This is a genomic window from Pseudoalteromonas rubra, assembly GCF_005887115.1.
Classification (GTDB): Bacteria; Pseudomonadota; Gammaproteobacteria; order Enterobacterales; family Alteromonadaceae; genus Pseudoalteromonas; species Pseudoalteromonas rubra_F.
Genome location: NZ_PNCJ01000005.1, coordinates 569,007 through 590,378, shown reverse-complemented (window position 1 = coordinate 590,378; position 21,372 = coordinate 569,007). Strand labels below are relative to the sequence as shown.

Annotated in this window: 17 protein-coding genes; 6 read left to right on the top strand and 11 right to left on the bottom strand. The window is 47.0% G+C overall.

The window, feature by feature from the left end:
- Positions 1–3 precede the first annotated feature (3 nt).
- On the bottom strand, positions 4–519 hold the full coding sequence (locus tag CWB98_RS03230; protein ID WP_138543519.1) for an SCO family protein: 516 nt from the start codon (positions 517–519) through the stop codon (positions 4–6).
- 937 nt (positions 520–1,456) lie between these two features.
- On the opposite strand from CWB98_RS03230, the gene CWB98_RS03225 reads away from it, so the two are divergent.
- Positions 1,457–3,109: an alpha/beta fold hydrolase gene (locus tag CWB98_RS03225; RefSeq protein ID WP_138543518.1), complete on the top strand. Its 1,653-nt coding sequence runs from the start codon at positions 1,457–1,459 to the stop codon at positions 3,107–3,109.
- 331 nt (positions 3,110–3,440) lie between these two features.
- Here CWB98_RS03225 and CWB98_RS03220 read toward each other — a convergent pair whose 3' ends face one another.
- Entirely contained in the window at positions 3,441–5,504 is a 2,064-nt protein-coding gene (locus CWB98_RS03220) for a S9 family peptidase (RefSeq protein ID WP_138543517.1), read from the bottom strand.
- A gap of 199 nt (positions 5,505–5,703) precedes the next feature.
- On the opposite strand from CWB98_RS03220, the gene CWB98_RS03215 reads away from it, so the two are divergent.
- Positions 5,704–6,156 (top strand): methyltransferase family protein, encoded by a 453-nt coding sequence (locus tag CWB98_RS03215; protein WP_171045572.1) that lies wholly within the window; start codon positions 5,704–5,706, stop codon positions 6,154–6,156.
- A gap of 5 nt (positions 6,157–6,161) precedes the next feature.
- Here the strand turns inward: CWB98_RS03215 and CWB98_RS03210 are convergent, their stop codons facing one another.
- From CWB98_RS03210 to CWB98_RS03195, 4 genes are all read right to left on the bottom strand, one after another.
- Positions 6,162–6,794 (bottom strand): hypothetical protein, encoded by a 633-nt coding sequence (locus tag CWB98_RS03210; protein WP_138543515.1) that lies wholly within the window; start codon positions 6,792–6,794, stop codon positions 6,162–6,164.
- Positions 6,795–6,970: 176 nt separating this feature from the next.
- On the bottom strand, positions 6,971–8,197 hold the full coding sequence (locus CWB98_RS03205; protein ID WP_138543514.1) for a threonine/serine ThrE exporter family protein: 1,227 nt from the start codon (positions 8,195–8,197) through the stop codon (positions 6,971–6,973).
- Between the two features lie 135 nt (positions 8,198–8,332).
- Entirely contained in the window at positions 8,333–9,568 is a 1,236-nt protein-coding gene (locus CWB98_RS03200; protein ID WP_138543513.1) for a glycosyltransferase family 4 protein, read from the bottom strand.
- Positions 9,569–10,582 carry a LacI family DNA-binding transcriptional regulator gene (locus CWB98_RS03195; RefSeq protein ID WP_138543512.1) on the bottom strand — a complete coding sequence of 338 codons (1,014 nt, stop codon included), beginning with the start codon at positions 10,580–10,582 and terminating at the stop codon, positions 9,569–9,571.
- A gap of 325 nt (positions 10,583–10,907) precedes the next feature.
- On the opposite strand from CWB98_RS03195, the gene CWB98_RS03190 reads away from it, so the two are divergent.
- Positions 10,908–13,370 carry a S9 family peptidase gene (locus tag CWB98_RS03190; RefSeq protein WP_138543511.1) on the top strand — a complete coding sequence of 821 codons (2,463 nt, stop codon included), beginning with the start codon at positions 10,908–10,910 and terminating at the stop codon, positions 13,368–13,370.
- A 12-nt stretch (positions 13,371–13,382) separates the two neighbouring features.
- Here CWB98_RS03190 and CWB98_RS03185 read toward each other — a convergent pair whose 3' ends face one another.
- On the bottom strand, positions 13,383–14,231 hold the full coding sequence (locus tag CWB98_RS03185; protein ID WP_138543510.1) for an EamA family transporter: 849 nt from the start codon (positions 14,229–14,231) through the stop codon (positions 13,383–13,385).
- Between the two features lie 262 nt (positions 14,232–14,493).
- On the opposite strand from CWB98_RS03185, the gene CWB98_RS24365 reads away from it, so the two are divergent.
- Positions 14,494–15,237, top strand: a complete 744-nt coding sequence (locus CWB98_RS24365) for a metalloregulator ArsR/SmtB family transcription factor (protein WP_249364583.1) — start codon at positions 14,494–14,496, stop codon at positions 15,235–15,237.
- A 7-nt stretch (positions 15,238–15,244) separates the two neighbouring features.
- Here CWB98_RS24365 and CWB98_RS03175 read toward each other — a convergent pair whose 3' ends face one another.
- The 4 genes from CWB98_RS03175 to CWB98_RS03160 form a co-directional block, all read right to left on the bottom strand.
- Positions 15,245–16,030 (bottom strand): class I SAM-dependent methyltransferase, encoded by a 786-nt coding sequence (locus tag CWB98_RS03175; protein WP_138543509.1) that lies wholly within the window; start codon positions 16,028–16,030, stop codon positions 15,245–15,247.
- Positions 16,031–16,150: 120 nt separating this feature from the next.
- Positions 16,151–17,233: a methyl-accepting chemotaxis protein gene (locus tag CWB98_RS24575; RefSeq protein WP_138543508.1), complete on the bottom strand. Its 1,083-nt coding sequence runs from the start codon at positions 17,231–17,233 to the stop codon at positions 16,151–16,153.
- Between the two features lie 165 nt (positions 17,234–17,398).
- Entirely contained in the window at positions 17,399–18,241 is an 843-nt protein-coding gene (locus tag CWB98_RS03165) for a GGDEF domain-containing protein (RefSeq protein WP_138543507.1), read from the bottom strand.
- A 62-nt stretch (positions 18,242–18,303) separates the two neighbouring features.
- A complete protein-coding gene (locus tag CWB98_RS03160) occupies positions 18,304–18,726 on the bottom strand; it encodes a DUF3429 family protein (RefSeq protein WP_054013278.1) in 423 nt (140 codons plus the stop codon).
- Positions 18,727–18,946: 220 nt separating this feature from the next.
- Between CWB98_RS03160 and ahpC the strand changes: the two genes are divergently transcribed.
- Together ahpC and ahpF are read left to right on the top strand one after the other, a co-directional pair.
- Positions 18,947–19,516 carry an alkyl hydroperoxide reductase subunit C gene (gene ahpC / locus CWB98_RS03155; protein WP_010380696.1) on the top strand — a complete coding sequence of 190 codons (570 nt, stop codon included), beginning with the start codon at positions 18,947–18,949 and terminating at the stop codon, positions 19,514–19,516.
- A gap of 206 nt (positions 19,517–19,722) precedes the next feature.
- Positions 19,723–21,294, top strand: coding sequence for an alkyl hydroperoxide reductase subunit F (gene ahpF / locus CWB98_RS03150; RefSeq protein WP_138543506.1), 1,572 nt, complete (start codon positions 19,723–19,725; stop codon positions 21,292–21,294).
- Positions 21,295–21,372: the final 78 nt, after the last annotated feature.

Sequence of the window (21,372 nt, the reverse complement as noted above, 5' to 3'; positions counted from 1 at the left end):
TCGTTAATAAAGCTCATCTTGTAGCGTTTTAAAATCAAAGGTCTCAGGGTTGTAAGCCTTGACTATGCGCCATCGTTGTTGCGAGCGGGCAAGTAAATAGGTACGCCCCTGGTGCCTGATCTGCTCGCCATTTTGTTGAATATTCAGGCCAAAATCCCGGCTCAGCTGAGCCAGTGATTCCGCTTTGGCATGAACGCCAGAAAAAGCACTGTGATAGGAGCGGGCATGTGTTTGCGCTTGTTGAGTTGAGCTATTCTCGTCTATATCAACAAACACCACCTGCGGCCATTGGCTTTGCCGCGTTGTATTGTCTAATAAACTTTTTAAAATCAGCAGGGTAGTGGGACAAACCCCACCGCAGTGACTAAAGCCAAAAAACACCACCGCTTTATCGCTACCCGAGTGCTCTAAAAAAGGCGCTTCCACTGTGCGGTTACTTTCAAGCGGTACAAACGGCAGCCCAAAAATAATCCCCAGCAGCAGGCAAAGCAACAACACCATAAACGATGATTTCAGCATAGGGTTATTAACACCTGAGCATTTAACGGTCAGTCATTATTAAACTGTAGACAGCAAAGGGGAAACTGGCAATTTGGGAGGATTCAAGTATTTAGTGAGACGTACATGTTTTAGAAGTTTGCGAGTAAAATAGTCCTGTATAGATCATAGTGCGTAATTGCATAGACAAGTCGTTGAAAATAAAAAATACACAGAAAAAGTTGGTGCACTTCCAAGTTCAATCTACCGAAGTGTGACAGGCAAGTCTTAGGATGGGGATCTCTCAAGATCCTCTTTCCCAAACTGGTTATCGAAACCATTAAGATCCGTCCAGTCTGGCAGCTTTGCAACAAAAAGTGCTGTAACGTATTAAAAGCAAGGGGTAGTCACTTAGTCAACAGCAAAGTGTGGGGTACAAACGCCCGGAGACTTTTTGATGACCGTTTAATGATATTTGTCTAGATTTAGATTGCTTTGCCTGTGCTGATTCTTCTCCACAGAGCGCTTATTAATCCCTGTCTCAATTTCGACACATTTGTTTGTTTCATCTGTGCCAAAACCGGCACGCCTCTTTCTGGTTTCTATCAAACTGAAAATTAAAGCCAAGCAAAACCAAAGGTTTATGTTTTTTAAATTCTGGTACATCTCTTGTAACGACTTCAGCAAATTTGCCTCATAACCGAAAGGAAAAGCAGATGGACATACGAGGAGAGCTTAATTGGCCTGAACGCTGGAAAAAACGGAATTGTGTGCTGATGGCTGTGGTGCAAACGAAAACACAGACACCCAGTGCTATCTGTTGCTCTATGGATATGGGAGGCAAGTGCTTCAACTGGTGTCTCTGTAGGTCGGAGAACCGTTGAGGTTCTGTGTCGTCGCACGCGTGTTTTTAAAGATACGTTGGCGTTGAGCTATCCCTTCTTTGGGGGATTTTTACAAATATAAGAAAGGAATTAATATGCACTTTTTAGTTAAAACCTGTGTGCTGGCAGGCTGTTTAGCCAGCACTTCTGGTTGGGCAAATAGTCCTGTTAAGTCGAGCTTTAACCAATATTTTGCGTTTGACTGGGGGCCATGCCCAAGCCAGTTTCAAAGCCTTGATAGCCGCAACGAATGTACTTTGGCTCAGGTGCCATTGAATTGGGATGACCCAACAGGCAAGCAAATTGACGTGTTAGTCTCGAAACATCTTGCACGTTCGGGTAACAGCCGCGGGCAAATATGGTTTTTACAGGGCGGGCCGGGTGGCTCTGGGAGCTTTTTTGTTAAGCAATTTGACAGCTCACTGGCACCCTTTACGAATGACTACGACTTATATGTGCTTGAACACCGTGGCGTAGGCTGGTCGACCCATTTGGGGTGTAACAATCCACCTTCCCAAGATTACGAGGCCTATTGGCAAGGTTGTTTTGACGATTTATATAACCAGTGGGGAGAGGGGCTATATCAGTTTAATACCACTTCAGCTGCGAAAGATCTCGATTATGTGATAGGTAAAAGCAAGATATTAGACTGGCTGCCAAGTCATGTTTATGGCGTGTCATATGGCACTTTTTGGGCACAGCGTTTCAGTCAGGTGGCGCCGACTGGCGCGCAAAGTCTGATATTAGATTCCGTGTTTCCTGCAACCGGGGCTGGGTTAGACCTCTGGGATGAGAATTACGGCAAAATTTTTACTCAGTTGAGCCATTACTGTGATCAGGACGCTCTGTGCAGTAGTAAGTTTCATGGCGAGGCAGATCAAGCAATTCGCTCGCTGTTACAGCGAGTGTTTAATGGTCAACATTGTCCTGATTTGGCATTTATTCGCGACGAGTTACAAGCGTTTGCAACCATTTCTATGACGCGTTCGTTAGAACAAATATTAATGCCGGCTTTTTATCGTCTGGCACGTTGCAATAACGATGACGTCTTGGCGCTCAATAATTTACATCAGTTTATATTGAGAGGGGAAGGTCGGGAGTTAGTTCAACTGCCCGCCAAAGATCCACTGGGTTATTCCAGTGTCATTTCACGGTTAATTAGCAATAATGAGCTCAATGACGTGGAGCGAGATTTAACAGAGCGTTTGGCGTTTTGTCAGGGGGCCGTAGCCTGTTATCCCACTTACTTCCTGCTGCAAAAGGAGGTTGATAAAACCATATGGGGTAATCGCTACAGCGATGAATTTATTTATCAAAATATGCATCATTATATGCCAACCCTGGCCATCAATGGCGATGTAGATCCACAAACACCACACTATGATATACCGCTGATACAAGCTACTTTTACTAATGTTAATCAACGTTATGTGGAGTTTCCACAAACTGAACACGGGGTGGTTTTTGTCACACACATGAAGGAAGGAACTGAAACCTGTGGTGCTCAAGTTATGAAGAGCTTTATTGAAAATCTATGGTCTGAGCCAGATACCAGTTGTGTGAGTCATCTCAAAGGGCTCAGCTTTTCAGCTTCGGAGTTTGAAAGTCTAATGCTCTTTGGTGCAAGCGATGCCTATGAGGGGACAGTGCAAACCATGACAATCGAGCAGCGTTTGACGCTTAAACAAGCTCAGCCGGAACAGTTTGCTCAAGCTTTCGGCACATTCACCAGTCTGGTAGACTGGTAAAGACGAATCAGGGTCCATCCCCTTTAAAAGTTTAGGCAGCCAGCATCACTGAAATAACATCACTGGCTGCTAAAAAAACAATTGCTTATCGGCATAAAGTAAGTGGTGGCTGAGGGATTCGCGGTACTTTAATAGAAAAGGCTATTTATCGTTGGTAAGTCAGGTTTGGCCGGAACAAATTCGGTATATAGTCCTTGTTTGATGGCTGACTGTTAGAAAGTGTTCTATTGCGCATGGCAAAACACTAATCCACTTTGAATATCCACCATAAACAAAAAAGGCTTGCCAATCTGGCAAGCCTTTTGTCTTTTAAAACCATACAAATAGCAGTTTATTTATTCTGCTCTTTTACCGCTTTTAATTTGGCGGCATGGTCAATTTCATACGCTGGCATGTCTTTGTTGCCGTGGATCAGGTAGTTATCCATCCAGCGCATTAAGCGCAGGCTGTAGTCGTACTGAGCAGCAACTTTGCGGTTACCATGGCCTTCGCCCGGGTAGTAAACCAGACGTACGTCTTTGTCTTGTACCTTCATATAGCGGTACAGCTCCATAGACTGAGCCGGGTGAACGCGCGGATCGTCTTTACCATGCATGATCAACAGTGGGGTTTTCGACTGGCCAGCCCAGTAAATCGGGCTGCGTTCAAGATACCACTGCCATTTCTGCCACGGGTAAGAGCGGGCATGTACCAGGAACATTTCGTTTGAAATATCGGTCGTACCAAACTTAGACAGCTGGTTGGTTACACCTACGAACATCACACTGGCGGCAAAGTGCTCGGTTAATTTAGTTGCACCCCAGGCAGACGCGTAACCACCGTAAGAGCCACCTGTGATACCAACGCGTTTGGTGTCAACCAGGCCCATGTTAACCAGGTACTCTTTCATGTCGACCAAGTCGTCAAACTCTTTGCCTGCATAGTCGCCCTGGCCTAGTTTAGAGTAGTCAACGCCTTTGCCTGTTGAACCGCGGTAGTTCGGGTAGAACACTGCATAGCCACGCGCTGCACCCATTTGACCTGGATCTGAGTAGCTGGTCAGCCAGCCATTTCTGTCATGACTTTCAGGGCCACCGTGTACCGCCATAATTAAGGGGTAACGTTTGCCTTCCTGGTAGTCCAGAGGGTAGATAAGCACACCACCAATCTCAACGCCGTCGCGGGCTTTGAAGTTAATCGCTTCTTGCTTCGCCAGGCGCTTGTTGTTCAACCAGGGGTTTGAATCGGTTAAGCGGGTTGGCTTTTTAGAGCGCACCATAAACACTTCGCTTGGATGTTTCGGGCTTTCTGCTCGTACGCCAATGGTTTTGTCAGAATCAGAAACTGACAGGCTGTGCGCAATAAACTTGCCTTCTTTAACCAGCTTTTTGTACTTGCTCGAGCCTACTTTAACCTGACCAATGAAAGTCTCAACGCCTACATCCGCAATAAAATTCAATACGTTTTTACGGTTTGACCATTCAAAGTCTTTGAAGTGACCCATAAAGTTCGGGATCCACTCTTCTACTTTACCGGTTTTGGCATTGGCCAGATACAAACGCCCCTTAGCCGGGTCGTGCTTGTCTTCGGCGCCTAAAATGGCAATGTATTTACCATCGTATGAGAATTCCGCTTCACCCAGCTTACCTTCGGTTTTAAACGAGGTGGTGATTTTCTGCGTTGCCACATCCATCACATGCCACTGAGACTTCATATACTGATCATCAATCAGCGCTGTTGGCTGCGTTTTTACCAATAACTTGCTGGCATCGTCAGACCAGTTGATGTCGCTCACATAACCTTCAACAGGCACTACGGCAGGCGTCAGAGGTTTGTTTGTCTGTACCAGGTCCACTAAATGTAGCTGTTTATTTTTCAGACCCAGCTCATACACTTCGGCCATAAAGCCCAGCTTTTTAAGCTCTTTTTCGCTTGCATCTTTGGCAGGCATAGCCAAAATTGCAACCTGCTTGCCGTTCGGGCTAAGGCGGTACTTATTGATTGACGTGCCTTTGAGCGACAGTACTTTTTGTGCCTCACCGCCATCGACTGCAATGCGGTAAAGTGACGTGAATTTGTCTGCTTTTTTCTTGGCTGTGAAGTAAATGAACTTGCCATCTGCTGACCATTCAATTTTACCTACGTTGATTTTACCTGTGATAAAAGGCACTTCATTGCCTTCGTCATCAACCACATACAGTTCACTGTAGTTTTTACCGTTGCTGTCTACATACAGTTCACGGGGTACAGAGCGACGAAATGCAATCGATTCGCCATCCGGGCTCACTGCTGTTTGAATAACGCGTTGAATAGTAGGAATATCTTCAACTGTGATTGTATCTTTTGCCGATGCGGCAAAGGTGCTGGCACTGGCAAGACCAATGGCGAGCGCGAGGGTAGTTTTTATAAGCTTCATAAATGCTCTCTGGATTACACTTTTTTATAAACTAGACCGCAGGGTGTAGTGCGAGTGGGCAACATTTTACGTTAGCATAGGCTGAAAACCAGTGTTTGCGATTAACTGTCAGCTTTATGGGATAAATAATTGCGACATATCAATTAAATGACATCTTTTAATGCTTAGGGTCACTATGTCAAAGTTACAGGAACATCCTTTGGATACCAAAATACCCCCTCCGGTTGTTTTATTGCTTCACATGCTAGCTAGTTGGGGGCTGGTCCAGATTACCGGGCACTTTACTATGGCCGAGTCACTTAAAATTGGCGGCACTTTGGTATTGAGTTCGATAGGCGTTGTCGTGGCTCTGGCGGGTGTTTGGGCGTTCCGTCGTCATAATACCAGCGTTGATCCGGTGCATGTAGATAAAGCATCTACGCTGGTGACTGACGGCGTTTATCGCTTTACCCGTAACCCTATGTATGTGGGGTTGCTGTGCTTGCTGGTTGCTCAAAACTGGTATTTGACATCGCCAGCTGGTGCACTCGCTGTATTGAGCTTTATCGGTTATATGACACGCTTTCAGATTAAACCTGAGGAGCGGTTTTTGCTAAAAGCTTATGGCCAGGCCTATCGAGATTTTCTGGGCACAACTCGTCGCTGGCTCTGACCAATCTAATGTGTTGAAACCTGATTGAACTGCGCTCTGATATCATCTGGCATTCCCCATGAATGCTTAACTAAAATGGTTTTGAACAGGTCTTGCCAGGCTTTGCTTTGCTGATTGGTTAATAAACTTTGCTGCTTAATGAGCAGGCGCTTTATTTCGGAGACATTATGATAATCCGGCCACAATGCTTCTGCAGCAGTAAATTGTGAAATAGCCTGCGAGACATCGCGAGCAAGGAGGGCTTCAAAGCCTGCTCGTTCATACTGATCGACCCGCTCTTTTTTGTCAGATATTAACACTTGCTCAGTCTGAAGTGCGTGTTGTTTTACCACGGATAACTGCTTATCGAGATTTACTTTGATGCCGTCTACTTTCTTTAGCAGTTGTTCTGGCGTCTGACTGGCCTCGATATCTTCTTTGAGCTGGGCTATTTGCGCTTCGTAGTTGTGGCTAATATCTTCAATCTGTTTACCCAGCTTCAGACCAAACGCATCAACCTCTCTTTGCTCTATGATTTTAAACAGCTTATCGCCATATATGGCAAAGGCAAGAATAAGAATTGCTGGCCAGAGAAATACTTTAATGTACTCCAGTACCAGGCGGTAAACAGCGAGTTTTTGCTCTGTATCGTCGGTCATGGCGCGCTCCTTTACACCTGAACAAGAACTTCTATTTTGGCCCAAATTAGATTTGATGAAAAGTGCGATTAGTTGGAACTATTAGTCGATTAGGTGCCATGCCGGTACTTTCAGATCTCAATGTTAAAAAAGCCGATCAGGCAACCCCGCAACAAGCGTAGGTTGCCTTATGTATATTACAGACTTTTCTTCGGTGGTAATGCCACATTGGCAAAGATAAGACCTGCAATCAATGACATAAAGATTAAAAACGTTTGCTGGCCAATGTGATCGGCAGCAACAAAGCTCTGGCCTTCTATCAGGGAGTTCAGGCCAATATAGGTTTTTGAACCGGGTACCAGTACAATTAATCCCTGCATGGCGACTATCGAAGCCGGCGCGTTAACAGTACGGTTAAACACGTTACTAAACACGCCGACGGCAAATGCCCCGACAAAGGTGCCTAGCGAATAATCCAGATAAACAGCAGAGCCAATACTGGCGGCGTAGGCAATAAAGCCCGATGCAATTGACCAGCTGGCGTGTTTTAGTTTAGTCCGGAAAATCACAATCAGGCTGCTACACAGCAGCAAAATTGCCATCCAGGCCGTCCATTTGGGGAGCGGATCGGGTTGTACATAATCGCTCTGTCCAAACAGGAAAAAGCCAATGCTGATCCCTAAAAAAGCACCAAAATACAGCTTAAACAGCAACATAATGGCATCCATCACCCGCGCTGTGCCCGACACCAGATGACGTGCAGAGAGCTCTGCAAATCCCAGTGCTAATGCCAGTCCGGGTATAAATACAATGATGGCCGATAACACTACCAGGCGGATATTGACCATAGGATCTAAATACGACGAAATCGCACAGGCTGCCAGCGCAGAAACAATGGCCACCACCGGCTCCAGCATATGGGTGACCCGCTTGGAGCGCGTGGACCACAGTACGAAGATAAAAACCAAAATTGACAGTACCGCAGACCACAGCACATCATTCCAGCTGGTCCCCATCAACATGGCAAACGCACCACCGGATACGGCAAATGCAAAACCCGTCAGCAAGCGTCCATAAGGGTCCTTAGCTTTGGTTATCTCGTCCAGGTTCTGATCTGCCTGCTCTATACTCAGTTCACCCGCCAGCATTCGATTAACTACATCATCAGTATCGGCAAGTGACCCCAGGTTATGATCACCTGGTTCAACGCGAGCAACGTGGGTGTACTCGTCTTCATGTCCTTCAGTCCAGATCACAAAAGTAACCGACGTCGGAGACATAACAAAAGACGACTTAAGGCCCAGGTGGGTGGCAACCTCCATCAGGTGGGCTTCCAGACGATAAGCCGGGGTTCCGTATTGATGAAGCATTTTTCCTAATTTAACAATAAACTTGCGTTTTTGTGTAAAGGTGGCTGAATTCAACGGCGTGTAACCTAATAATAAGTAAAAATCGACAGCGACATAGCGAGTATGGAGGCCAGTTGCTTATTGGACCTCCACACTGAGTTTAGGCAATAACCTAAATTGCCGCGAATTCTAACGGGTTCTCACGCAAATTCAACGCATTTTATTTGCATTTTTTGCTTCAATCCACTGGGACATATATTGGGTACTGCGAAGTGTATGGTGACGCAGCATGCTGCCGGTGAAATTGGCGCGCCTGTGCGCAGTTAAATTATTCAGTGTATCGCTAACCTTTTGTTTTAGTTGAACCTCCAGGGCGCACTTGTCATAACGAGCCCGGAGCAACGCCTGCCCGTTTTGCTGGGCCTGCTGATAGCGCGCTTGATCCTGATATAAGTCAATGGCTTCAGCAGCAAAGGTTTCAGGACAGTCGCTTATCGCACCATGCCAGGGCAAATCGCCATGCATGCCTTCGGCACCTATTTGTGTGGTCACACACGGGGTTTGCGTGATCATGGCCTCGAGCAGTTTGCCTTTGATGCCGGCACCAAAGCGCAGTGGTGCAAGACAGACTTTACTTTGCGCCATCACACTCAGTGCATCTTTTGCCCAGCCTTTGATTAAAAAGCCTGTTTTAGGGTTATGCAGAGCAGTCGCTTTGGGTGGGGGATAAGATCCGTATATATGTAGCTCCGCATCCGGCAGCTGCTTGCGGATCATAGGCCAGATCTGCTGCAAATAGAGTACCGCATCCCAGTTAGGAGCATGACGAAAATTGCCTATGGTCATAAAGTGATTACGCTCATGGTAGCCGGGTACATCGATATTGAGTGTATTCAAATCGACCATAAAAGGAAGGTGGTGTAATAACTCAGGAGATACACCAAACTGTGTCGTGAGTAATTCGAGCTCATAGTCGGAAATAATCAGCGACAGATCACAGCGCAGAATCGCTGCGATTTCACGCTTGGCTAATTCACTATCCAGTAAGGTGTCCAGTGTAAACGCTTGCTGCGCTTTATGTGCAGCATGGCGCGCATTGCGCAGGCACTGTAAGTCTTCTGTATCGAGGATCTTGAGCGCATCGGGGGCGAACTTATCGACTCGCCAGCCAAACTGCTCTTCCATCATAAAACGGTCAAACATCACAATATCGGGCTTGAGCCGGGCAATATATTCGTCGAAACTACTGCAATTGAGCGTAATGGGCGTGCAGGTGATCTGCTCCTGGCTTAAATCGGCCATATGCTCGGTTTGTTGAGCCGGGCTGGCAAATTCAACTTGCCAGTTCTGAGCGCGGAAAAAGCGAAGCAAGGACATCATATGAGTGCCGGCGGCCGAGGAGTTCGGCTCCGGCCAGACATAACCAATTACTAAAACTTGTGTCATTTAAACTGAGGATTCTCTGAGTTGCAGCGATACATCGACTAAGGTACGTACCGCGGGTTGTGATTTATTCATGATCTCTGCCAGTGCCTGGCAGGTCCGTTTGCCTATGTCATCTGCATCAATCCGCACGGATGACAGGGCAGGTTTCATTAATCTGGAGTCGGCCAGGTCATCGAAGCCGACGACTTTGATATCTTTGCCAGGCACCAGATTATGTTCACGCATTGCTTCCATGACACCATAGGCGATGACGTCACTAAAGCACACCACGGCTTGAGTATCCGGTGCCTGGACGTATAGGGCACTAAATGCCTCGCGGCCACCCTGGCGATTAGTTTGCGCAGCAATTTCGGGCATAGGTTGAGTCACCTGGCGCTGAGTCAGTGCACTGCGAAAACCTGCCAGACGCTCGTGGTAATCCGAGATATCAGGTGTTCCCCCCAAAAATGCCAGTCGTTCTAATCCCTGGTCGAGTAAATGCAGTGTTGCCAGGTGGGTGCCTTTTTGGTTATCGGGCAGAATACAGGGGGCATTGCTATAGGGAATTTCTCGCATGATATTGATCACCGGAAAGCCAGACTCGACGAGTTGATTAACCCATTCCATCGTGGTGCCGGGCGCGGGTACCATCACAAATGCGCTCACATTGTACTCTTTAAGCGTATTAACGACTTGCTGTTGGCGTGTCAGGTCTTCACTGGTATTAACCAGCATTGGTACCATCCCCAGTGCATAAATGTGCTTTTCAAGACCTACTGCCAGCTGCGCGGAATAGGGGTTAGTCAGATCGTTGATAACCAAAGCGACCAGATTGGATCTCTTGCTGCGTAGAGCTGCTGCATCGCGGTTGTATACGTAACCCAGCTTGGCGATTGCACCGAGCACCTTTTCCCGACTTTTATCACTGACTTTGTCTGAATGTGTAAGGACAAGTGACACGGTGGACTTAGACACCTGCGCTTCTCTGGCGACATCGAAAATGGTCACTTTGTCTGGCTTTTTATTGTTGTTCATAATGGCCTGAATAACTGTTCAAACGGTTGACGAACGACTAGTTTACCGTAACTTCGCGTCTGGATACACATTATACCAGTGAGCAGTAATACGTAACCAACCTGTGGGATTCAATTTGCCGCTAACCGTGTCAAAAAATTCTCATTTAGAACAACCAAATATCAAACTTTCTGCTTTATTGTCGCCGAAATTCATTCGTCTCATGATTCGCTGCTTTATTAAGCCGCTTGGTATTAAACTAGTGCACATTTAAGGAATTTCGTTATATCATGAGAGGTTAAGATACAAATTCAAGGGTAGAGAAGTGGTGAAAAAGAGCCCGGCTGTGCTGTTTTTTTTAGCTTGTTGTGTGTGGGTACATACTGCGTTGGCGGTGTCTGAAGGGTATCAGGTACCCAAAGAAGAGATCGCCCAACTCGTAGATGTGCCGCCAATGCCTGAGGTATTGCTTAATGAGCAACATGTCTGGATGGCGTTACTGACCAAGTCACCCGCGTCAGAGCAAAACACCGAAACAGGTGTGCGTTATGGTGATTTGCATTTCAACCCGACCACATTTATGCGTCTGGGCATCGCAACCTACTCTGAGCTTAGCTTCAAGCATGTTGCAACAGGCGCTGAGGTGCAAGTCGACAATCTGCCTGCGGGTGAAATATATGCGCCGCGTTGGAGTGCTGATGGTCGCTACCTGGCTTTTATCTTGCTATCTAAGCAGGACGGCCGCCTCTGGGTTTATGATATTGAACAACGTAAGCTGAGTGCTATATCGCGCTATCCGCTTAACGGAATCACCAGTGAGATACCATACCACTGGCTACCAGACAGTTCCGCGCTGGTTATTAATAGTGCCATCAATCACACCGGTGAGCAGCAGCAACCAGTGCAACAATCGCCACTGGTAGGACCCGTGGTAGCGCAATCGCATGGGGCACTGAGTCCGCTTAAGCAAACCAGTAAAACGCTCTCTACAGAAGGCTTTGCACATTATGCACAGGGTCAGTTAATCAAAGTCCCTTTGCAGGGCCGCCCTACAGCCATTGGCGGACCCGCCTATTTTCATCATTTTGTGCCGTCACCCGACGCCACCAATTTAATCGTCGCTATGGCGATGCTGGAAGTACCACAACAGCAACAAACCAACCAAGTTTCGCTTGCCAATCATCCCAGTGTCTGGCAAGTGTGGGGAATGACAGGGTTTGCATTGTATGAGCTGTACCGGCCGGTGTTCCCGGCCGAACCAAGCATGGAGCATAGTGGTGAACAACATATTCTGACAGCAATCTCCACGCCACCTTCACCACCTTTGCGCAGTCATTTTCAGTGGCGTGCAGATAAAGGCGCCACCGTGGTTTGGGCACAAGAAGGGGATGCGCAGAGCGAGTATGGTCTGTACCATATTTCTTCGCCCTTTAAACGAGCGCCGCGTTTGTTTATGGCGTTGCAAGAGCCCTTTGTGCGTATGGACTGGGGTGACTCAAATATTGCTTTGTTGACTCAGGCTGAAAATGAACGGTTTTTAAGAACGTCTGTAATTAACCCGCTTGCACCGCAGCGCAATCCTTTGGAAGTAGCCAGATACCGTGTGACGGAAGCAACCTCGGAGCAGTGGCTGACTACGCGTAATGATCTGGGCGTAGAGGTGATTAAAGTGGTCGGTGGTCGATACCTGTTTGTTCGTGGTGTGGAAACGGCGCAAGGTCAGGATTTACCGTTTCTGGACAGGTTCGATGCCAGAACCAATACGCGCACCCGAATATGGCAATCTGAGGCACCGTATTTTGAAGAATTTGTCGCACTATTGGATGACGAAGGGATGCGCTTTATCACGCGTCGACAATCGAAGCAGGAGCAACCTAACTACTTTGTTCATGATCGGACATTCAATTCGCTGGAGCAGATCACCCATTTTAGACACCCCTATCCTGCATTGCGTGGTTTGTCTCAGGAGGTCCTGAGTTTTGACCGCGGTGATGGGACGCAAATATCCGGAACGCTTTATTTGCCTGCAAATTACGACCCCAGTCTTGGGCGGGTACCTGTATTAATGTGGGTTAAAGCTCCTGATAAGGTAAAGCACGCGTTTAACTCACCACACTATTTTGTGTCTGTCGATCACCTTGGTGCTTTACCTCATTTAGCCCAGGGTTATGCGGTATTTGAAATTGCGGCGTTTAGCTTGCCTGGTGAGCAGGGGAGTGTGGCAAAATTGCGAGCACAGTGGCAGGCAACAGCTCAGGCTGCTGTCGCAGTGCTAGCACAGCAAGGTATCGCAGATGTGAGCAAAGTGGCCATTGGTGGCCATGGTGTTGCTGCTACCGTGGTACTGGATCTGTTGGCTAATACTCCGTTATTTGTTACGGGTATCGCACGTAGCGGTACTTATAACTATACACTTGCACCATTCACTTTTGAGAAGCAAACAGGCACTTTGTGGCAAGACCCTCAGGCTTACCTTTTGAGTTCTCCATTGGCATCTGCTGATAAAATATCAGCGTCCGTGTTGTTGATACATGGCTATCAGGACCGTATGCCAGGCCATTTTGCTGTTCAAAGTGAGCGCATGTTCAGTGCACTGAATGATCTTGGCAAGCGGGCACGCCTGGTGTTGTTGCCTCAGAGTGACCACGATTACGCGAATCGTCAGGATGTATTGCATTTACTCTGGGAGCAGCAGAGCTGGTTACAACATCATTTTGATCCTCTTCCTGTGGTTGAAGAAATCAATCAGGTCCCGGAAGGATTGAGGTTCGAGCTTGAGCCAGAGCCTCAAACGCCCTGGCCGATGTAATGTTGAGTGTGATCATTCTTTAGAGGAAAGGGAGCTGCCTAGTGACGCGGCAATCACCATAAAGATTGCAAGCCACTGCCAGCCGCTGAGCAACTCGCCTAAGATCACTAAGCCAGCCAGTGCAGCAATAGCGGGTTCCATGCTCATCATGATACTAAAGCCTTGTGCCGGCATTTTCTTCAACGCCACCATTTCGAGGCTATAGGGCAGTGCGCTGGACAGCAAGCCTATGGCGATACCCAGCGGGATCAATGACCAGTCAAGCAGTGCGCTGCCTTGTGATATCACACCAACCGGAACAACGGCAAAAGCGGCGACACCCATACCAATTGCGACCGTTGCGCCTCCTGAGCCGTGACCGCCACTTTTTTTACCAAACAGGATATACCCAGCCCAACAGGCGCCAGCTGTGAGGGCCAGTAAGACCCCGATGGGATCCAGTCCATCCACTTCTCCCATATTAGGCAGCAACAGTAAAATACCTGCAAGAGCGAGCGCGACCCAGAGATAATCCCTTTTACGTCGTGAGGAAAATAGTGCAACGGCCAGCGGCCCGGTAAATTCCAATGCAACGCCAATACCCAGCGGAATGCGTTCTATCGCATAATAAAATGTCAGATTCATAATGCCCAGGCTCAGGCCATACAAGATCACCGGCCGCCAATTTTTAGGTAAATGTCGCCAGGGGCGAAAAACCAGACATAAAATGAGCGCCGAAAAGCCCAGTCTGTAAGCCGTTGTGCCCTCAGGCCCAACATGGGGAAACAGCTGTTTTGCAATTGAAGCACCTGACTGAATGGTGACCATAGCTAGCAACAAGCACGCGATGGCATATAGAAAGCTCTTGTTTAAAACATGCATCGAGAAGTCTCGCAAAAAATGAAGGTCGCTAGTCTACTTATCAAAATAGTGCTGCTCAATAGCTTTGTATACATTATTCCATAAATTCCGGTAATATCGGGAAATCCTCCATTTTTGTTTAACTACTATTATCAAGTGTTAGTATTTTTATTTCATTGAATGGCTCAATTTAACCTGAAGAAACCCAGTATTCTCCAGCCTTGATATTAACTGTCTTGTACTTTCGTTATATAATCATATTCGTATGTAGGAGAGCAGTGCAGTGAAAAGTATTTTTGTGTCAGGTACCAACCCAGATTTGGTGTTCATGGTTGTATCTTTATTTAACCATCACAGGCAGGACATCAAAGTTTCTGCTGCTTTGCAGGCCGAGCAGGGCATAAATCCAGAGGCGAAGGCGGCACTCACCGCTTTTGGTTTGTTGAGTAACACAGATTGTGTGTACGGTGGTGTAACCCCTGAAGACTGTGAATTAATTATTCACATTTCTGACGGTGTAGCAGCAACACACGAAAATGGCCCGAGAGAATATGTACAGAACTGGCAAGTTACATTAGCTGAGTCGTTAGAACCCTATAACCCTTTTCGCAAAGCCCTGTATGAGCTCAATGAGAAAGTACGCGATTTACTGACCCAAAATCTGCAAGTAAGCCCGGTTACATCCATGACATTTTACAAGGCAATGAGTGATGAGTTACGACTGAAAACGCTGTTGTTGATATTATTGGAACAAGAGCTTTGCGTATGCGAGCTCATGGTTGCTTTGGATGAACCCAGCCAGCCAAAAGTATCAAGACACCTTGCACAGCTGAGAAAGGCGGGTATATTGACGGTGCGCAAACAGAGCCAGTGGGTATACTATGCACTGAATGTGGCATTACCTGACTGGATGTTAAAAGTGCTGCAGAGCACCATATTTGGCGAGCCAGAATGTATCGCTCAGGAACTGAACCGGCTCGCGAAGATGGGAGACAGGCCAACCCGACAGCTAAGTTGTTGTAACTAGTGAGTACTTAGCCTTTGTCAAGATAAGTGAGCCAGTCTTGTTCATGCCTTAGCATCATGGCATGTTTCTTCGACCCTAAATGGGCAAGCTTGTCGTGCTCGCTGAGAAATGGTCCGGCGCGACACATCCCACAGTGATCCTGGTGGAGGTAAGCTGGTTGGTAAAGCGACGAGCTCAGGGCCACGTGAGGCTTTGCTGACCAATAGTAAGTGATGCCGCTGGTTTCTTTAACATGTTTGTCTCTGTCAACATTACGTATGCGATAACCTGGAAAAGCGTGAATATTGAAGTTAGATTGACCAAGATAATGATAGTCTGTGCCGACGCATAAAGAGTCTTCCAGATTCCACTCACAATAAGGCTTCACGTCTTTTGAAGTGATGAGAGCCAGCATTGGGCCCGCTGGGTCCAGCGCATAACGGTGGCTAAAATCAACGAAATGACGCAACAAACGGCGGTTGAGCGTGTTTGTTGACAACTTCTGGTCATCAAATGCCTGCTTACTAGCAAAAGCTGGGATCAGTGGAAATTGAAAGATCACCGCATCGAACAGGGCCCCATCCAGGCGTAGCCAGCTGTCTGGATTGGTCACATCGAATCCTGTTAATACTGGTACACGGTCCTGACGAAGGTCGTCTAATGCATGGTGGTGGTATTTTGCTCTCAGGGTGGCTTCATCGTCATAGATACTGGCGCAAATATATCCGGGTTTTAGCTGTTTGCTAAGGGATAAGGAAAAGCTCAGATCGCCATCGCCGACGGTGAGAACGCGCCAATTCGCATCTATCAACATAATTACTACCAAGTCAAAATCACAAAAGCGCGATAATAGCAGAAGAGCGGCGTAGGAGAAACCTGAGCAACCTTTGGGTGATTAACAAAGAAAATATCCCTAAGGTTGCTGCAATTAATATTAGTGAGTTACTTCATCTAATAGCCTTAGAACATCGCGACTGGCTTGTTCCATACGATTTAGCTCAGCGATGGCTTTTTGCTTTTCCCCTGCAACAAACAAGGTCATGGCTTCGACGCCGGCCCTGTGGACCTCTTTGTGTGGACCATCAATGCGGTTAATTATGCCGGATTTATTGAGCACTTTATTTGCATCACCACTGAGCCACTTACCGAGGCGGCAGCTGGTATGATCCGCAAATTCACTGATTTGCTTGTTACTGTTGCCGGCGATTACGCCATACACTTCACCTTTCCAGACCACGTGGTCCAGTTTTGCTGTCTGCACAAAGGTTTGCAAAGACGCTGAAACGATTGTTTGTTTCATCGAACCACAACAACTCACGATATTACCGTATTCATCATTGAGATGCGCAATACTTGACGATAAGTCGTTATTTGAGCTTTGGATCACATTCACACCGTCTACGGTCAGCTGGGTTGTATCAATGATTTTTTTAACTAAGTCAGATACCTCATTGGCTGACTCGTTTGTATTGTTTGCCAGTGCACGCACTTCATCGGCAACGACGCTAAAGCCCCGGCCAGCTTCTCCTGCACGTGCGGCTTCAATCGCGGCATTAAGCGCCAGGAGGTTGGTTTGGTCGGATATTTTTGAGATTGTGGTCACAAAGGTATTGATGTTATCTGCCATATGGGAAAGACCTGAAATATTGTCTGTCATGCTGGCCATGTTAGTTGACAGGCTGGACATGCCTGACAGGATCTTCTCCAAAGAGGATTCTGACGTTTCGAACGAGGCACTTACCTGAGAAATGGAGCTGCTTTCTTCTTCAATTTGGTGCAGGCTACGCAAAACGGCATCCCGTACTTCATGGATCTGTCCCAGCCCGGAAAGTGCACATTGCAAAAGCTGGTTGTCGGTGTTGTCGTTTAACTGTTGTTGTGCCTCAACAAGCTCGTTCTGTATCGCTTGCTTTTCCGCCTCCAGTTGCTCATAGGCCTGACGTTGAGCGGCCAGCTCAGCTTTTAACTGTTGTATTTCCGACTGGTGGCTGGCATTGGCAAAAAGATTTTTTAACACTGGGGGTTCCTTCGACTATCAAAACTGTCAGCAGCATAGCAGCAGAGACACTAAAGTGCTAGATTAATGTAAATAAACAATGATATACATAAAGATGAAGTAAAGAGGTGGGGGTTTTCTACCGGCAAATTAAGCGTGGTAAATGAGTGTTAAGTTATCAGGAGATTATGGCTTCCTGATCTTAGTACGAATGCTTTTACCGGCTTTGTTTTCGTACATGCTCAAATCAGCCTGATGAAGTAGTGCATCCGGATCCTGAGCGGGATCTGCGGCTGCTTTTCCGATACTGACGCCAACGCCATATTCAAATACCTCTTCAAGTAGCATGGCTCTGAGTTCATCTTCCTGCAGGTTAGCCTCTTGTGTAAAGGCAACAAATTCGTCTCCACCAATGCGAAAACATGCGTCGGCGGAAAACTGCCTGGCCATGGCCTGCGCCACTTTCTTGAGTATCTCGTCGCCGGTGTGATGTCCATGGTGGTCGTTGGCTAGTTTAAAGTTATCCAGATCAAAATAATAAAGGAAGCTACTGTTTTTACAAAGAGACTCGAATCGTTCAAAGCAGGCACGGCGATTGCCAAGCTCGGTTAGCTCGTCATGAGTTGCGTCAAACTTGAGTTGCTGCTCCAACTCGTGACGACGGGCTATTTCTTTATTCAATGCCGAGATAGTCTCTTTTTTCTGCTGAATGATAGTGTGCAGGCCATAACAGGTTAGCAAAAAGCCTAAGTGCTTGAGTGAGGTATCAAAGATGTTGACCAACATCAGCTCTGCGCCCATCAGGTCGTCAAACAGATCCAACAACAGGCCACCACAATAGAGCACCCAAGCATATAATATCAGCTGGTGCTTTAAATGTGGCAGGCCAAGCACCAATACGGTCAACGCAATGGCAAACCAAATGAGCTCCTCTACCGTGGCACCAAAGGGCTGATGATTGTTATACAGTAATACAATCACTAAGCCAGTTACGAGCCAGATCAAAGCGAGTAAAAGTTTTTGTCGCATAAACCATCCTCAGTCTGCCTATATGTATAGCAGGTTTTACTCGCTTTAGCGGGCGATATACTTCAGGCGCTCAGCTCCAGAGCTTGAGCTATCATGAATAAATGGCTGACAAAGACGACCGAAGTGAGTGTAAAGCGCATTTTCTTATAATCCTGATGGGTCTCCTGCCACTTGGGAGCAATCCGTTCAAATAGCAGTATGATCCAATAAGAGACTGCAAGGAAGCTTAACAAAGTCACCTGTGAAACAAGGGCCAGCAAAGGGAAAGGTACAATAACCAAAATTGCGATAACCGCCTGTTGCTGTGACTGCTCTCCCGGACGCCACAGACTGCCAGACAAAAACGCCAATACACCCAAGCTATAATAGCTGAAGGTGTCAATGGCTGCCGGTGAACTGCCAACCATCAGTGTTAACGCGACGCAGAGTAAAAAAGGGACAAAGCCAATGTAGGCCAACATAATATGGTTAAAGTATGGATGCATTCAGATCTCTTAAAAGTTTGTTCTGACTAATGTTTTAAGTATATCTGATATACGCATAAACTTTGCCAAAGTTTCATCAGTTTTTTGGATTGAAGCAATCAAAACAATCCATTTTAATAAAATAATATTCCCCTCTATCTTAGTAAGCACACAACGACAACAAGACGGCATTAGCGTCACGCTTGTTATCCATTAACTTGACAACTAAGAGAGAAACAACATGACTACCTCTTTGATTAACACTCAAATTCAACCTTTTAATGCAACAGCTTTTCATCACGGTGAATTCGTTGATGTTAGTGAAAAAGACTTACTTGGCAAATGGTCTATTGTCTTTTTCTATCCGGCAGATTTCACCTTTGTATGCCCTACTGAGCTTGGCGACCTTGCTGACCATTATGCACAACTACAAGAAATGGGCGTTGAAGTGTATTCGGTCTCAACAGACACCCACTTTACTCACAAAGCCTGGCATGATGCATCTGAAACCATTAAGAAAATTCAATTTCCTATGATCGGCGATCCGACGGGCAAAATTACCCGCAATTTCGGTGTAATGATTGAAGAAGAGGGGCTGGCATTGCGTGGTACTTTCGTAATCAACCCAGAAGGTGAGATTAAAGTTGTTGAAACCCACGACCTGGGCATTGGTCGCAGCGCAAAAGAGCTGGTACGTAAAGTTCAGGCGGCACAGTACATTGCGTCTCACGATGGTGAAGTCTGTCCTGCGTCTTGGCAACCAGGTGAAGAAACACTGGCACCATCTTTAGACCTGGTTGGTAAGCTGTAAATCTCAGTTAAGCCAATGAGAAGGAAAAGTGTGTCGCGTTCAGCGCTATTGATAGCCAGATGACAAGGCTGTTTCCTTCAAGTGGCCATAGCGTTAAGCAAATTGCACGGGTTCAGGCTATCTGAGCCCGAGAAATCTCAACATAACCTACCCTGTCAAGGGTCAACTCAACGGGTGTAATTGCAGAAATATCGAGGAAGTACAGAATGTTAGATGAACAAATAAAAAGTCAGTTGCAAACTCATTTTGCTGCACTGGTAGACCCCATAGAACTGTTGCTGGGGCTGGATGATAGTGCAAAATCAGCAGAGGTGGCGTCGCTGGCACAAGAGCTCGCATCATTGAGTGAGTTAATCACCATTGGCAAATCAGAAAATAGCCTGCGCACTCCCAGTTTGACTGTGTATTCTCCTGTACGTGAAACCCGGGTTGAGTTTGCCGGTGTGCCCATGGGGCATGAATTTACAAGTTTAGTACTGGCGTTGCTTCATAGTGGTGGACACCAGGCGAAAGTCTCTGAAGAAGCGCTGACGGTGATCCAGTCGTTGGAAGATGAGCTCAACTTTGAGATCTATATATCATTGAGCTGCCAAACGTGTCCTCAGGTTGTACAGGCCCTGAACCTGATGGCGGCGCACAATGCCAAAATCAAGGCGACTATGATAGACGGCGCATTGTTTCCAGAAGAAGTTGAACAACGTAACATTCTGGCTGTACCGAGCGTTTATCTCAATGGCCAATTATTTAGCCAGGGCGCAATTACCCTGCCTGAAATACTGGCCAAACTGGACAGTACACATAGCGAGCAACAGGCTGCCGAGCTGGCGCGAAAATCTGAGTTTGATGTTTTGGTTGTCGGCGGCGGCCCTGCCGGTGCAGCTGCTGCCATTTACGCGGCTCGAAAAGGTCTCAATACTGGCATCGTGGCCGAACGCTTTGGTGGTCAGGTTGCAGATACTTTGAGCATTGAAAACTTTATATCCGTGCCGGCTACGGAGGGTCCTAAATTAGTTGCTCAGTTGGAAGAACACGTCAACGAGTATCAGGTAGATGTCATTAAGCACCAGCGAGCGAGTGGACTCAATCAAGGTAATAAGCTTGAGCTGACTTTGGAAAGCGGGGCGACCTTGAAAGCAAAATCACTCGTTATTGCTACAGGTGCAAGGTGGCGAACCATGAATGTGCCGGGAGAGCAAGAATATAAAGGCAGAGGCGTAGCGTATTGCCCGCACTGTGATGGCCCATTGTTTAAAGGCAAACCTGTTGCCGTAATAGGAGGCGGAAATTCCGGCATTGAGGCTGCCATTGATCTGGCTAACCTGGTTGAACACGTCACGGTGCTGGAGTTTGCCGATTCGCTAAAAGCAGATGAAGTGCTGATCAAAAAGGCGCGCAGCTTAAACAACGTCACTATCATCACTCAGGCCCAAACAACCGAAGTGTTGGGAGATGGTAATAAGGTAACAGGCTTGACCTATGTGGACAGGCTAAGTAATCAAAGTCACCAACTTGAGCTTGCCGGTATTTTTGTACAAATTGGGTTGATCCCGAATACGGAATGGCTGGAGGGAAGCGGGATTGCGTTGACACCCTTTGGCGAAATTGCCATTGATGCTAAAGGTACAACCAGCGTAGCCGGTGTGTTTGCGGCGGGGGATGTGACAACTGAGCCATACAAGCAAATTATTATTGCCATGGGGGGCGGTGCCACAGCCAGTCTGAGCGCTTTCGACTACCTCATAAGGCACCAGTCAGACATGGCTGAGCAGGCAGCCTAACCTAAAACAACGAACACAGAGCGAGTTACACCCAAGCCTGTACTCATCTGAGTACAGTAAAGCCACAACCGGATTTTC